Origin of the sequence: Streptococcus ovuberis (assembly GCF_012396585.1) — a bacterium.
GTDB lineage: Bacteria > Bacillota > Bacilli > Lactobacillales > Streptococcaceae > Streptococcus > Streptococcus ovuberis.
In genome coordinates this window covers 24381-37855 of sequence record NZ_JAAXPR010000014.1, presented here as the reverse complement: position 1 = coordinate 37855, position 13475 = coordinate 24381, and the positions used below count along the sequence as shown (strand labels likewise).

Genomic DNA, 13475 nt, shown 5'->3' with positions numbered 1-13475 from the left:
GAAGCATTCCTCTAGGGTCCTTTCCTAACAAAAACCGAGTTCGGCTAAATGAGCCAGACTCGGTTTTTCATTTTTCGCGCATGCTTTCTAGGTCATTCACAGGGACTACTGAGCGGCGGACAAACGCGGAGTCTTCTTTGTTGTCAGCAATGAGGACACGTTTTCACCGCTAAATGATCACAAGTATAGCTACGCAGGCTAGTAGTCTTCCCGCAACCAACCTAAAACTCCCTTCCCACTCTAACACTTGAGCCTTGCTCTGCTATTGGAGTGCGAAGGGATGGGACTCTCTTTTTTGATCTAATCTTACTCGTTTTCTGCTTTGACACGATTAGCCGCAATGACAAATGGTGCCCAAATCAAGAAGGCAACAAAGACATTAAAGAGAGAAACCAGACCAGCCATGAGGTTGTTCCCAGTTGCTAGAAAAGCATAGAGGCCTGGAGGAGTAATCCATGGAACTGTCAAGTAAACTGGAGGAACCAATCCTGTATATGTTGCAAAGTAACCGATGGCACAGCAAATTGGTGGAACGATTAGCCACGGGATGGCAAAGAGGGGGTTAAGCACCATCGGAATCCCAAAGGTTATCGGTTCATTGATATTGAAGACCCCCATTGGAGCCGACAACTTGGCAACAGTGCGGTATTCCTTACGTTTAGAGAAAATAAAGATGGCAATAATGAGCGCAATAGTCACACCTGAACCACCCATCTGTGCATAGGCGTCAAAGGAACCACGTGTCCACAACCATGGCAGTTGGGTCACATCCTTAGTAGCCTCATAGACGGTTGTATTCTCAAGAAGGGCAGGCCCATATACCCCATCCATGATTGGCGCAAGAACATTGTGACCGTGAAGGCCAAAGAACCAGAACAACTGCACTAAGAAAGATAACAGCAAGACACTGAAGCTGCCTTGAGAAAGGTTCATTAACGGTCTTTGGATATAGGTTGAAATCAAATCATTTAATGGTGTGTTGGCTAAAAGCACTGGCAAGTAACCAATCAGTGCAGACACATAAATAGCAACAGTACCTGGGATGATGGCTGCAAAGGCCTTATTCACAGCAGGTGGAACGTTATCAGGCATTTTGATGGTAACATTCTTCTTCATCAAATAGCAATAAATCATTGATGCTAACATACTGATCAACAACGCTGCAAAGAGACCTGTCGCACCAGCATAGGCTGTTTTAATGGCACCCCATTCAGAAACTTCTAGAGTAGACCCATTAAGAGATAGACCTAAATCTGCCAAGGGAGATAAGACAGATTTATCCAATCCCGTTAAGTCTGTTGCAATAGTAATAGTTTGGGGAATGGTTGCAACAAAAGAAGCAAAGGAAATCAGACCACCTGCAATCGGATTAACTTTTTCAATTGAAGAATAATTATAACCAACCGCAAACGAAAAAATAAGAGCTGTAATGGCAATCGTTCCAAAGTAGACATAGCCGTTCAAGGTGATCAGGGGCTCCAGTGCCTTTGCAACTCCAGTCCAACCCAGGTTGTTGGGAACATCTCGAAAGAAAACATTCAGCAATACAGCAATAGATCCCGCCATAGTTAATGGCATCATAGCGATAAAGGAATCCCTGATAACGACCAGATGTTTCTGAGAACTCAACTTCCCAGCAATCTGCATAAACTTGTTCATGAACGCATTATTCATGGTGTAAATCCTCCTTATTTTTAGCGAATTCTGCTATTTTCTCAATTTGAAGGCGCATGCGACGCTCCAACGATTTTTGCATCAAGGGAAATAGCAATTTATAATTCCAAGCGTTAAACTTCCCCTTTGGGGAATACTCTTCGGTATAGGTCACCTGACAGGTATTCTCCTCAACGGCTGTTAAGTGATAAGTAACCCACTGGGTGCCTCGACTTGATTGAAAAGCTAACGCATAACACTCATTTTCAATCAAATCAACCACCCTGATGTCCATAGTGCTTTCTTGTTTCTTCCCAAAGCGCTTTTGAAAGCTCAGACCAGGCTTAAGATCAGAGTCTTTCACCGGAGCTTTGTTAGCAGCCTTGTAGTCCTCTCTGAGAGACTCCAGCAGAAAGCGATAAAAGGTCGAGGCTGAAACGGGAACCTGTTGGTTAAGCTTCATGGCTGGCCTCTTTCAATTCCTGCATCTCCTGATAAAGCGCAATCACTTCCTTGGCTAGATCAATAAAAGTGATGGCATTCATCAAGTGATCTTGACCGTGAATCATAAGAAGACTGGCCTGAATATGTTCTCCACTAGCTTCCTTGGTTAATAGACCCGTTTGCGCATGGTGAGCCTGGCTCAATGAGGCGTTCGCTTCAGCTATCTTGGCTTGAGCTGATTCAAACTGACCTTGCTTGGCCAGGTGAATGGCTTCCATAGCCTTGCTCTTGGCATCACCGCCGTACATGATCAGTTGCATGATGACTTCTAACAAGGGTGTCTCTTCTGTCATGCTAGTCACCTATCAAGGCACGCGCCTGGTTAAAGACGGCTTCCCCATTCATAATGCCATAATCCATCATATTGATATCAACGACCTTTGTATCTGGTTCAAAGTTTTGCTTGTATTCGTCCAACATGAAACGTACTTGAGGACCGACCATCAAGACGTCAATGCGCTTGTTGGCCATTTCTTGAGCAACTTCTGAGACAGGAACCGCCCAGATAGTTGCTTCATACCCCTGATCTGCCGCAGCTTTTTCCATTTTTGTCACCAAAAGACTGGTTGACATCCCTGCATTACAAACTAACATAATATGTTTCATCATGATTCCTCCTTTGATGATGTGTTTAGAATTAACTGTTTAAAATTTTGATAGGTTGGTTGAGCCAGAAGATCCTGCACAAAGTCTTCTCGATCTACCCATCTCGCTAAAATGTGTGAGATCCGTTTTAAGTCCTGATTGCGATAGCGCGAAGGCGACAAGAGAAAGACCAAACGGATAGCTGGATGAGCCTCGTCCCAGAACAGATGATCTCTAAGAACCGCTACGACCACTTGCCCACGTTGCCCCAAGGATTCCATTAGATGAGGGAAGGCCATGCTATCTGAAAAAGCCGTTGAGCTTAGTTGTTCTCTTAAACAAACCTGATGATAAAACTCCTGCAAATCCTGCTCTGATCTGACATCGTCCAGACAGGCTAACATCGTTTTAAGCAAGCCCTCCTTGGTCTGAGGCTCTGCTATGACCAGAAACTGCCCCTCTGAGCAAGAAGCTTCGAAACTCGCTAATAGGTCCTGGTCAAGCTCCTTGTTCGACCAGGTTTGACCACCATCCACCTGCCCTAACGTAAGAGCATCTATGGTTTCATTGAGGAGAGCCTTATCTTCCGGCCGTAAAAAGACGCTGACAACCACAACTGGAACCCTGAAAATCAGTTGTCCCAAGTCAACTGAAGAAATCAACAAATCAATCCCCGAAAGATAGCTATCCGATAATTCGTGGTAACTAATGCAGGCCACAATACTAAGCCGCTGGCCAAACTGACTTTCCAAGCGGTAACGAAGGACCTGGGCACTCCCTAGTCCTGTCGCACACACAACCAGAACCTTGAGTTTCTTTTGAGACGCTTGACGGTCAAGGGCTCCAATCACATGTAAAGTCATATAAGCCCACTCATCATCGCTGATCTCGTAAGATGCGAAACATTCTAGAGAGGCGAAAGAGCGCTTGGTTACCTCAAACAGCCATCCGTAGTCTCGCAAAATATCCTCTAACAAAGGATTTTCCAAACGGATACCGTACTGAAGACGTAACAGCAAGGGATTAAGATGGGTGGTCAGCCCCTCTAGCAGGCGATAATCCTGAGCCAGCTTGCTTCCTAACTGCTTGTCTAAATCTTGCAAGATAGCCACTATTGCGTTTTTATGTGCTGGTTGCGCTTCTTTAACTCCTTGTCTTTGATGAAACTTCGTCAACAAGTGCAGAGCTAGATACTGGGTCTCTCCAGCTGGGAAGGTTAGGTCGAGTTTTTCCTCTAAACCTTTCAGAATCCTGGCAGCTACCTCGTATTCCAAACTCTCTATCACCCTATCTTCTAAGGGAAAATCAGACAGTATGTGACCCGATCGTTGCCGCAAAATGCTAAGTCCCAGATGAAGCACCAAATTCGTCAAGGTAAAATCAGACAAGCTGACCTGCCCTTTTCGACACTCTTGCAAAATCACTTCTGTCAAAACAGATAAATCAAGGGCCTCTAACAGTGAACTAGTATTACTCTCAGATCTTAGCACTTCCTGAAAGGCATCCGCTAAAAAATAATCAGCTATAAACTGGCGCTTCTTGCGCTCCTCGCCTGAAACCTGATAAGTAGACGGTGCCAGACGCTCTAATGTTAACTCATAGGCCGCCAATTGGTGGCGAACTTGACCAAGTAACTGAGCCATACTGCTCTTGCTGATATAGAAGCTTTCTTGTAACTCAGCCACCTGAATAACCTGATCTTCAAAAAAGAGTTGGTTGAGGAGATAACGTTGCCGTTCCTGACTATCGTTTAGATGAATAGGATGGTTAATTTCCTTTCCTTGATTATAAAAGTCCTGAAAGGTTTCGCTCCACTGAATGGTTAATCTCACTCCCTGCCCGTACTTGTAGGTCAACTTTGCCCCATACTGAGGCAGTAACGATTCTAACTGTTTCAAATAGGTTCTCACCGTGCGTTCTGATAAACCTAGCTGTTCAGCCAGAAGTTGACTGGTTTGAAAATCTGTCGCTCGGTACAAGAGTTGCAGGAGACGCCACTCCTTATTCGTCAGCATGGCTGTCTCCTTGAATAACTGGATTTAAGGAAAATGCCTGCCACGGTAACAACAGATCTAGAAGGGGCAAATCATAATCACAGATTTGACCAACAAGATTGGTTTTATGACTTGCTGTAAACTCCATCAAAGCCAGTTGTAATTCCCCACAGTAACGCGCATAATCCTGATTATCAATCAAAATCGTCCCTCGTTTCACAGCCTGGCCAGCTTGTCTTGGTAAAATCCTTGCCTGGCTGTAACGTGCCCGATGCCCGGTCGAGCGAACCACATAATCTGAAACATCCCCACGATAAGCATGAGGCTCTGTCACAATTGCAACTTCCACTTCAGAAAGGCCCTCACTCAGTTGGACGTCAAAGGTCATCGTATCATTTTGGACAATACTAGCTAACTCTTCAGCTGAAATAAATTGGTTGGAAATGATGATGTGGTCAACCAAACCGGTTGCTGCCAACCATTTGTACTGGGCATGAATCGGGAGATCCCGATGCATCTCAAGAGTCGGCAACCCCTCAAACACTGGCCAAGGACCCGTAGTTGCGGTTTTAGCACTGATAAAAGCAGCTCGTTCAATGCCATAGTTACTATAAGCCTGACTGATGTTTTGGAAATAGGTCGTTCCAAGACCTGTAAACCGCCGTGGATAAAAATTGTGGCAAGCTGTTATTTGGCTGAAATTAGCTCCTTTTGTTCTTAAACGATCCAGCAGATCAGGCTCGGTACTCATGTTTAGTTCGATTTGGATGCCTAAAGCATTTTTGGTCAGCTCTACCAGCTGGTCATCGTCGTAGGATTCATCCAAGCGAATGCCGGACAAGCCAAATGCCGCTGCTCTCCCAATTAAATCGTCCTCCCAGCCCATCTTTTTAATAAAGTCTGGGTTAAGATCCGCAAACACCCTAAAACCTGCTTGCTGACAATAGGCGACGATCCGACGGTAGTGGTCAAAGGTCTCCTTGTCATCAACACCTAATTGTAGCAGGCTGAGAAAGACACGCTCACAATCGTAGCCTTTAAAGCCATCAATGTAAGCAAACATCCTCTCTAAATCTTGCCCCTCAGGGTAGAGTGAAAATCCTAATTTGACCATTTGCCCCTCCTAAAACCCATTGTTCTGGCTCAGTTCCTTAAACCAGTAACCAGACTTCTTCAGCCGTCTGCTCTGGTCTGCTAGGTCCAGCTCGACCAAGCCATAACGGTTTTTATAACTGTTGAGCCAGGACCAACAGTCAATAAAGGTCCAAAGCAGGTAACCTTGGCAGTTGGCCCCTTCTTGGATTGCACGGTACAGTTCTTCCAGATGGCCCTTGATAAACTCAATTCTATAATCGTCTTGAATAATGCCGTTCTGGCGGAATTTTTCTTCTCCTTCAACACCCATACCATTCTCCGTCAGAATCCACTCAATATTGCCATAATTTTCCTTGATATCAAGAGCAATGTCATAAATTCCACGCTCATAAATCTCCCAGCCACGGTGGGGATTCATCTTGCGACCAGGCATGACATAATGGTCAAAGTAAACCTCTGGAAAGAAGGGCGAGTCTGGGTGTGGTTGGTATTTAGGTGCAGCCACACGGAGCGGTTGGTAATAGTTGACCCCCAAATAATCTACAGTGTTTTGACGGATAATGTCCAAGTCTTCTGACTGGTAGGTCGGCAGCAAATCATGTTCTTTGATTATGGACACTAACTCGGCAGGGTATTCTCCCTTAACAGAAGGATCCAAGAATGACTTAGCTTGAAAAAGTTCTGCGATTCGAGCCGCCTTAAGATCAGCTGGATGTTGGCTTCTTGGATAAGCTGGTGTCAAGTTCAAGACAATGCCAATAGGAGCATCTGGATTGATCTCATGGCTAGCTCTAACAGCTAAACTACTAGCCAGCTGGGTATGATAAGCCACCTGAATACCTGCTTTGGGATCTACCGTTGCTGGATAATGAAGTTGGTAAAAATAGCCACATTCAACAGGGACAATGGGCTCATTGAAGGTAATCCAGCGGTCTACTAAGTCACCAAACCTTTCAAAGCAAGTCCTAGCGTAGCGCTCGTAAGCTTCTACGGTTGCACGTTGGGTCCAGCCTCCTTTTTCTTCTAAAGCCATGGGTAAATCAAAGTGGTACAGATTGACCAAAAGCTCAATCTTGCGATCCTTAACCCCCTGAAAGACCTTTCTATAGAATTCAACAGCTAATTCGTTGATCACTCCATCTCCATCGGGAATCAAGCGCGACCATTGGATTGACGTTCGAAAGGCCGTATGCCCTGTCTCTACCAAGAGGTCCAAATCGCTCGCATAATTCTGGTAAAAGCTCGACGTAACCTCAGGCCCTACCCCGCCATGGAATTTTTCAGGATTAGTCCGAAACCAATGGTCCCAGGTATTGTCTCCCTTTCCATCTCCAGCAATCCGCCCCTCAGATTGAGGCCCTGAGGTTGAACTGCCCCATAAAAACTGATTCGGAAACGTTAGCATGTCAAAACCTCCTTGTTCTCTTTGGTTTTATCATACACCTTTTTACCAACTATGTAAACGCTTTTAAAGTTATTTATTTTCCATTTTAAAATGGAAATAAGATAAACTTGGCCATAATAAAAAAAGCCAAGGAGAACCCTTAGCAAGGTCCTTCTGGCTCTATCAACTGCTACTTCCTTTTTACTCTAGCCATTCAGGACTGCTTTGACTAGTCTTCCTTTATAGTGGCTAAAAATGTCTAAAAGCGTATACAGGTAGACTTCTCAAACAAGAATTTGACCACCATGCCTTAAGAATAGCCCCTGAAATTTAAACAACGATTTCAGTCCTTTCTTACTGTTGAGGCACACCTTTCTCTGAAGTATCAAAACTCGTTCCATTTTTAAAATCTAGCAGACTTGCTCATTAAAACCATCCCTTACGCTTGAATGCTATATGCCTCTTTCACTTCCTTAATCTTCTTCAATAACATCTGCTTCTTTGCGCTTACGCGATTGGTAAGGGTCGCTCTTGTAAGAACCAACCTCATCTTCAAAGTAAGTCTGCTCCTCATAGAAGGATTGGGACTTTTGGCTGATAACGACAGACCGAATCCAACCACTGACTGTCACCACTAATAAGAACAGTAGAACTGGTCGCCAAAAAGATTTAAGAACTAACAACCCCAAGATTAATCCAAATGCTAAACAACCACAGCCACCTTGCTGTTGACGTGTAGAAAAATAAACCGTTCGTGACATTACGGGTCACCTCCTCTTTGAATCCTATTGTAGCATTTTTGGAGATATTTTTCTGCCTACAACCAATACCTCATCTAATTTTGCTCGTAGGCGGTAATGACTTCTTCATACGGAAGGGGGATGCCAATAGTATCCAAGCCATTGAGTAGCTTGTGTTGATACTCAATGGCAAGCGCCCCTAGTCCTAAAACAAGACTGGCAAGGCATCTAGTAAACCGAATACCTTAGGCAAGAATTGGGTGCGGATATAAGAACCTGTATTCATAATAGGAATACTAAGTTAATTAGGCTAGTTTTTGGCCAACTGAGGACAATTTTTGCGGGCATAATGGCCGTACTACCAGAACATCTGATAGTGAGTAAGCTAAAATTCGCCCATTCTAGTCAGTATTTCTATTGTGAATACAGGTTCTAAGGCTTTTCACCTTATGCACCTGAAAACCATTTCACTTCAAGAGTTATTCCCAGGATCTTGATAGCAAGCCTTTTCACTATACTTAACCTTCCCAGTGAGGCTTCTCTACAAAATTGTTCTTTGACCAGCAACCTTATTTTTTAGGATGGCCAGCATTTAAACCAATGCGATGATTACCAAACCATTAAGACGCGCTGTACTTACCTTCTGCTTATTGGCACTAAATGTTCTTACCAGTCGATTTATTTGACATCAAAACTAAAAATCACAAACCATTAGCGCTACTTATCTCTCAGTAGACTTATCTACAGCTTAGAACTAATGATCGAAAGGTCTTTTTTGACGTAGCGCATCATTCAGAAAGTTGAAGCAATTTGCTTCACAATCTTCCAATCCCCGTCTTTCTTTTCGAAATGGACGTCCATCTTCAAGCGCCAAGTATGGCGGGTACTTCCCCAGATAGACGCTTCTACCAAATCATAGCTCGTCATCTTTGCACGATTTCCTTCAATCTTAACGTTTTCTACTTTTTCATGCGTAGAGCTAAAATAGCTCATTTGACCTGAAGCAATATCTGCCAACCATTCGGCCTTAGGCTGCACATAGCCGGTCATATGGATCAAGCTCATCTCCTTATCAAGGAGTACTTCTAAGGTGTCAATATCTTGGTCAACCATAGCACGGTTAACTTGTCTAAAATGCTTTTCTAGTAATTGCTCGGTCATTGTTTCTCCTTCTCCTTGACTGAGTCGTAAGTCCTCTACCCCAATCGCACTGCTCACTAACCAGCCTGACCATTGACCTTGCATGAGAACAGGCAAGCATAGCTAAGGGGATGATGATGACTATCGTTTTCTGGCGTTTCATCTAACGAAATCCGTATTGTTTGTGAGGCACATAAGGTGCTTCCAGATAAGCAATGTCCTCAGCGGATAGAACCAACTCAAGCGCATCAATCGCTTCTTGGACATAGGCAATCTTGGAACCACCAATAAGCGGTGCTGTGACACCTGGTTTAGCATAAACCCAAGCAAGAGCAACCTGTCCAGGACTAACCTGGTACTTAGCCGCTATTTCTCTGGTTCGTCTGATAATTTCTCTGTCATGTTCTAAAACATAGGGACTTTGCAATTGACTACTAGATGACCTTCCAAGTTCCTCTGGGGGGCGAGTCAAGGCACCGTGAGCAATCGGTGAATAGGGGGTTACAGCGATACCTTCAGAAAGGCACATCGGAAACATCTCCTTTTCCTCTTCCCGGTAAATTAAGTTTATGGTATTTTGCATAGAAACAAATTTTGCCCAACCTCTCTTGTCAGCGATACTATTAGCTTTTACAAATTGCCAGGCATACATGCTCGAAGCACCAATGTAACGGACTTTTCCCATACGAACCAAATCATTAAGCGCCTCCATTACTTCCTCAATTGGCGTGGTATAATCCCACCGATGGATAACATAAAGATCGATATAATCCGTTCCTAATCGCTTGAGCGAGTTTTCTACTTGGTCAAAAATAGCCTTACGCGATAAACCTTTGGCATTTGCCCCATCAAACATAGGGTAATAAAGCTTGGTCGAGATGATCACTTCTTCCCTATTGGCAAAGTCTTTTAGGGCGCGTCCGAGAATTTCCTCACTCAAGCCCAATGAATAATAGTTGGCCGTATCAAAAAAGTTAATCCCTGCATCAAGAGCATACTTTACAATGCCACGCGCCTCTTTTTCAGTGACCTTTCCTGGAATCCCTCCAGCATCCGGTGTCCCAAAACTCATACAACCAAGACCAACTCGTGATACCTTTAGCCCTGTCCTTCCCAAATTCACGTATTCCATTCTCAGTCCTCCTCTATATTAAGATGTGTTTGCCAAATAGTTTCACTAATCCGATGCTTGATGACCCATTTACCGTCCACCTTAGCATAAGTATCGTAATAGACGATTTGGCTGGTTTGCCTTTGAAGCTTGCCATCTAAGACATTTACATAAACCGACTGACAATAACTGATACCTCTAGCCAATGTTTCAGACTCAATCAGTAAGATCAGCTGCCCGTTTTGATGAGATACCACTTTGGGTGTTGATAGCAACTGGTTAAACAGTTGTTCCAGTGCTTCATGCCCTCTAATTTGCATATCACCTGCTTGAAGGATAGCATCTGGATGATAATAAGCCAAAACGCCTTCAACATTCCGTTGATCAGCCAGATATGCTGAATGATCCACAAGATAACGAATCTCTCGTTCTGCCATTAACTGCTCTAAATCTGTCATTTAACATTCTCCTTAACATCTCGAAATCGCTTTTAAAGCTGATTCCCGTTTGTCTTTTTATTGTTAAAATCAGTATAAGGGTTTATAATAAAATTATCCAATACATTATTTTTATAATCAATAAAATAATTTTATAAGGAGATGGTGATGAACAGTAAACAAATGGACTACGTGATTGAAGCAGCTCAGACCCTGAATTTTAACCGTGCCGCCGAAAATCTATTTATTTCACAACCAGCACTTTCCTATCAGATCAAGAGTGTTGAGGAAGAAATCGGCTTTCTTATCTTTGAACGCCTCGGGAAATCTATACGCCTCACCCCTGCTGGGCAAGGCTTTTATCAACAACTCTTGGGCATCCGCCAACAGTTACTGGGGGCTATCGAGCAGGGACAAAATTTTTCCAGCCAATACAGTGATAATATTACGATCGGCTATCCTTTTCGCTCTCACCTCCATTTTCTACCACAGGCTATCAAAACCTTTCGAAAACAGCATAAAGATGTTCTCGTCACACCAGACATCGCCCAAAAAGATTGGCTTACACGTTTTCGAGAAAAGCAAGTAGACCTTATTTTCACCACCAGAGAAATGGCTGAAAAATTGCCAAATGCCTTTATCCATCCCCTCTACACTAGCCATATTTATCTCTTAGTCAATCCCCACGATCCTCTTGCCCAACTCACTCTAGCAGGGGCTCAGGACCTCATTGATCGGACACTCCTCGTCAACGGAGGATCTAGCCAAACCCTTAGACGGGTACAAAAAAAAGTCCTTGATCAAGTCAAACTCCAGACTCTCAATAGTCCAACTCATGATTTTACGATGGTTAGTGTCGCTTCAGAGCAGGCAGTCTGCCTGAGTCCTGGTTATCTCAAAGATTTTTCAAGAGAATTCCGTTGGATTCCCTTTGACACTGAGGAAACATTTGACTGTGTTTTAGTCAGCCATAAGGATGACCAACGTCAAACCATCACTGATTTCATCAAACTTCTCCAAGATGTCTACCAAGAAAAGGCACAAACCCATCAGTTATAATCCGAGAGTAAAGGCTTCTCTGACTCAATTAACAAACAACGGTTTAGGCACTGCACCCCACTAATGGGACAGTAGAAAACACTCTTTAGGTGGCCAGTTTTCTGTATTGAACAGGAGACTGGTCGTTTAATCTCTGTTGAATTCTCATTTATTATAAAATATGATGTAATTTTGCACAATATCTGTTATACTATTCTTAGTTAGATTTCTCCACTTGTGGAGATAGAAGGTTTCAGACTTTAGGACGGAATGAAACCATTCGATGCAGGCATTGTCCGCTGGTGTTCCCTTACGGGACATGGAGCGGGTAATGCCTTTTTCTGTACAAGCCCGAAAGCAGGCCTTCGAGGTATAGACAGAGCCTTGGTCGCTGTGTAATAGTGCACCTTGAGGTAATTCTAGCTGATTAAGCGTATCTAATACGACCTCCGTATCTTGGCAATCCGAAATGGTATCAGCCACAATTTCACGGTTATGGAGGTCCATGATAGAGGATAAATAGAGCTTACAGTTGCCAAAGTAGAGATAAGTGATATCTGTGACAAGCTTCTGCATTGGTTTATCTGCCTGAAAGTCGCGGTCTAGCTTATTTTCTGTCACATAGTAGTATGGCTTTCCTAAATTGGGCGTCTTCTTAGGCCGTGTTCGACAGAGCCAGCCCTTTTCCTTCATGATACGATAGACTTTCTTACGATTCACGACGAGATCAAAACTCTTCTTGAGCAGTCGAGTGATGGTACGATAACCGTAGATGAACTGACTTTCCATACAGAGATACTCGATTTTATCTATCACTTCCTCTCTTTGTTGTGTCCTCATCCCTTCAGATTTCCAACGGTAGAAGGTGGAGCGTTTGACATCGAAGCATTCTAGAATAAGGGACACTGGATACAGTTTCTTGTATTCTTCCACTAGCTTGATAAGACTTACTTTGTCGAGTTTCTTATCAAGCTTCGATACTTTTTTAGCAGTTCCACTGTAATCTCAACTGTTCTACTTCAGACAGTTGCTTCATCCCTTTGCCGTAGGTATATTGTTTTCCTACAGGTTAATGAAGACGGTGCATTTCATCCTGTTTATGCCACTTCATCCAAGTATAGATTTGACTCTTATTTTTAATCCCTAGAGTCTCTTTGATGACCTTATTGCTTTTGCCTACTTTTTTCATCTCGACACAGGCTAACTTAGTTTCTACCGAATAGGCTTGTGTAACCATAATAAAACACTCCTGTTTCTAGTTTACTAGATTTCAACAGGAGTGTTTTTCTTGTGTCTCATTTTTAGGGGCTAGTGCCACAGCCCAGTCGTCTCATCTTTGCTTAATACAGCAAGTCGTAGATTTCCATCGCAATGAGGTCAATGCTGTCAAAGGTATAGGTTTCGCGAGCCACAACATCACGCAAGGTAAAGGTCGGACCATTTTCAGGGGCGTTGCTGAAAGCCACTTCTGCCACCACAACATCGTCACGCTCAAATTACATTTTAAGTTACCACCATCAGTCACCATAAGCTCTAAGCGATTAATGATTCTTACCAAATGTGATTCCATCAGGGTATTCTCCTCGTTCTTATAATTACCTTATTATTTGACCATGGAATACCTAGAATAAAAAGTAAAATCGCTAAAATGAACCATTTTTACTCATGGACGAGCCTCTTAGGCACAATAAGGAGCTCCAGAAGGACTAGTACATGGTTTGACCTTACAACTTCCGAACAGACTATCGTGGAAAAACCAGCGACTAGGATAGCAAGCTGCCGTTATCGAAACGC

12 protein-coding genes and 2 pseudogenes are annotated in these 13475 nt (G+C 43.5%); 1 reads left to right on the top strand and 13 read right to left on the bottom strand.

Features of this window, described 5'->3' with window-relative positions; translation table 11 throughout:
• Positions 1–306: 306 nt before the first annotated feature.
• The 11 genes from HF992_RS07970 to HF992_RS07920 form a co-directional block, all read right to left on the bottom strand.
• Complete coding sequence (locus tag HF992_RS07970; RefSeq protein ID WP_168549510.1) at positions 307–1674, bottom strand: PTS sugar transporter subunit IIC; 1368 nt, start codon at positions 1672–1674, stop codon at positions 307–309.
• Positions 1667–2116: a DUF3284 domain-containing protein gene (locus HF992_RS07965; protein ID WP_168549509.1), complete on the bottom strand. Its 450-nt coding sequence runs from the start codon at positions 2114–2116 to the stop codon at positions 1667–1669. Before HF992_RS07965 ends, HF992_RS07970 begins: the two co-directional genes overlap by 8 nt.
• A complete protein-coding gene (locus tag HF992_RS07960) occupies positions 2106–2450 on the bottom strand; it encodes a PTS lactose/cellobiose transporter subunit IIA (protein ID WP_168549508.1) in 345 nt (114 codons plus the stop codon). The genes HF992_RS07965 and HF992_RS07960 overlap by 11 nt, the downstream gene beginning before the upstream one ends.
• A 1-nt stretch (position 2451) precedes the next feature.
• The gene (locus HF992_RS07955) at positions 2452–2763 is read right to left on the bottom strand and encodes a PTS sugar transporter subunit IIB (RefSeq protein ID WP_168549525.1); all 312 of its coding nucleotides are present in this window, start codon (positions 2761–2763) and stop codon (positions 2452–2454) included.
• Entirely contained in the window at positions 2763–4757 is a 1995-nt protein-coding gene (locus HF992_RS07950; protein ID WP_168549507.1) for a BglG family transcription antiterminator, read from the bottom strand. Before HF992_RS07950 ends, HF992_RS07955 begins: the two co-directional genes overlap by 1 nt.
• Complete coding sequence (locus tag HF992_RS07945) at positions 4744–5850, bottom strand: DUF871 domain-containing protein (protein ID WP_168549506.1); 1107 nt, start codon at positions 5848–5850, stop codon at positions 4744–4746. The genes HF992_RS07950 and HF992_RS07945 overlap by 14 nt, the downstream gene beginning before the upstream one ends.
• Positions 5851–5859: 9 nt before the next feature.
• The gene (locus tag HF992_RS07940) at positions 5860–7236 is read right to left on the bottom strand and encodes a glycoside hydrolase family 1 protein (RefSeq protein WP_168549505.1); all 1377 of its coding nucleotides are present in this window, start codon (positions 7234–7236) and stop codon (positions 5860–5862) included.
• 452 nt (positions 7237–7688) lie between these two features.
• On the bottom strand, positions 7689–7976 hold the full coding sequence (locus HF992_RS07935; RefSeq protein WP_168549504.1) for a hypothetical protein: 288 nt from the start codon (positions 7974–7976) through the stop codon (positions 7689–7691).
• Between the two features lie 771 nt (positions 7977–8747).
• Positions 8748–9116, bottom strand: a complete 369-nt coding sequence (locus tag HF992_RS07930; protein WP_168549503.1) for a nuclear transport factor 2 family protein — start codon at positions 9114–9116, stop codon at positions 8748–8750.
• 142 nt (positions 9117–9258) lie between these two features.
• Positions 9259–10227: an aldo/keto reductase gene (locus HF992_RS07925; protein ID WP_168549502.1), complete on the bottom strand. Its 969-nt coding sequence runs from the start codon at positions 10225–10227 to the stop codon at positions 9259–9261.
• 2 nt (positions 10228–10229) lie between these two features.
• Entirely contained in the window at positions 10230–10664 is a 435-nt protein-coding gene (locus HF992_RS07920) for a nuclear transport factor 2 family protein (protein WP_168549501.1), read from the bottom strand.
• Between the two features lie 147 nt (positions 10665–10811).
• Between HF992_RS07920 and HF992_RS07915 the strand changes: the two genes are divergently transcribed.
• Positions 10812–11702 carry a LysR family transcriptional regulator gene (locus HF992_RS07915; protein WP_168549500.1) on the top strand — a complete coding sequence of 297 codons (891 nt, stop codon included), beginning with the start codon at positions 10812–10814 and terminating at the stop codon, positions 11700–11702.
• 85 nt (positions 11703–11787) lie between these two features.
• Here the strand turns inward: HF992_RS07915 and HF992_RS07910 are convergent.
• Together HF992_RS07910 and HF992_RS07905 are read right to left on the bottom strand one after the other, a co-directional pair.
• Positions 11788–12918: pseudogene (locus HF992_RS07910) on the bottom strand (IS3 family transposase).
• Positions 12919–13021: 103 nt separating this feature from the next.
• Positions 13022–13251 (bottom strand): annotated as a pseudogene (locus HF992_RS07905) (DUF1797 family protein).
• Between the last annotated feature and the right edge of the window lie 224 nt (positions 13252–13475).

Bases quoted from the DNA above. Each gene is read 5' to 3' on its own strand.
- HF992_RS07960 (WP_168549508.1), bottom strand. From the start codon at position 2,450: ATGACAGAAGAGACACCCTTGTTAGAAGTCATCATGCAACTGATCATG.
- HF992_RS07930 (WP_168549503.1), bottom strand. From the start codon at position 9,116: ATGACCGAGCAATTACTAGAAAAGCATTTTAGACAAGTTAACCGTGCT.
- HF992_RS07915 (WP_168549500.1), top strand. From the start codon at position 10,812: ATGAACAGTAAACAAATGGACTACGTGATTGAAGCAGCTCAGACCCTG.
- HF992_RS07965 (WP_168549509.1), bottom strand. From the start codon at position 2,116: ATGAAGCTTAACCAACAGGTTCCCGTTTCAGCCTCGACCTTTTATCGC.
- HF992_RS07970 (WP_168549510.1), bottom strand. From the start codon at position 1,674: ATGAATAATGCGTTCATGAACAAGTTTATGCAGATTGCTGGGAAGTTG.
- HF992_RS07935 (WP_168549504.1), bottom strand. From the start codon at position 7,976: ATGTCACGAACGGTTTATTTTTCTACACGTCAACAGCAAGGTGGCTGT.
- HF992_RS07920 (WP_168549501.1), bottom strand. From the start codon at position 10,664: ATGACAGATTTAGAGCAGTTAATGGCAGAACGAGAGATTCGTTATCTT.
- HF992_RS07955 (WP_168549525.1), bottom strand. From the start codon at position 2,763: ATGAAACATATTATGTTAGTTTGTAATGCAGGGATGTCAACCAGTCTT.
- HF992_RS07925 (WP_168549502.1), bottom strand. From the start codon at position 10,227: ATGGAATACGTGAATTTGGGAAGGACAGGGCTAAAGGTATCACGAGTT.
- HF992_RS07945 (WP_168549506.1), bottom strand. From the start codon at position 5,850: ATGGTCAAATTAGGATTTTCACTCTACCCTGAGGGGCAAGATTTAGAG.
- HF992_RS07950 (WP_168549507.1), bottom strand. From the start codon at position 4,757: ATGCTGACGAATAAGGAGTGGCGTCTCCTGCAACTCTTGTACCGAGCG.
- HF992_RS07940 (WP_168549505.1), bottom strand. From the start codon at position 7,236: ATGCTAACGTTTCCGAATCAGTTTTTATGGGGCAGTTCAACCTCAGGG.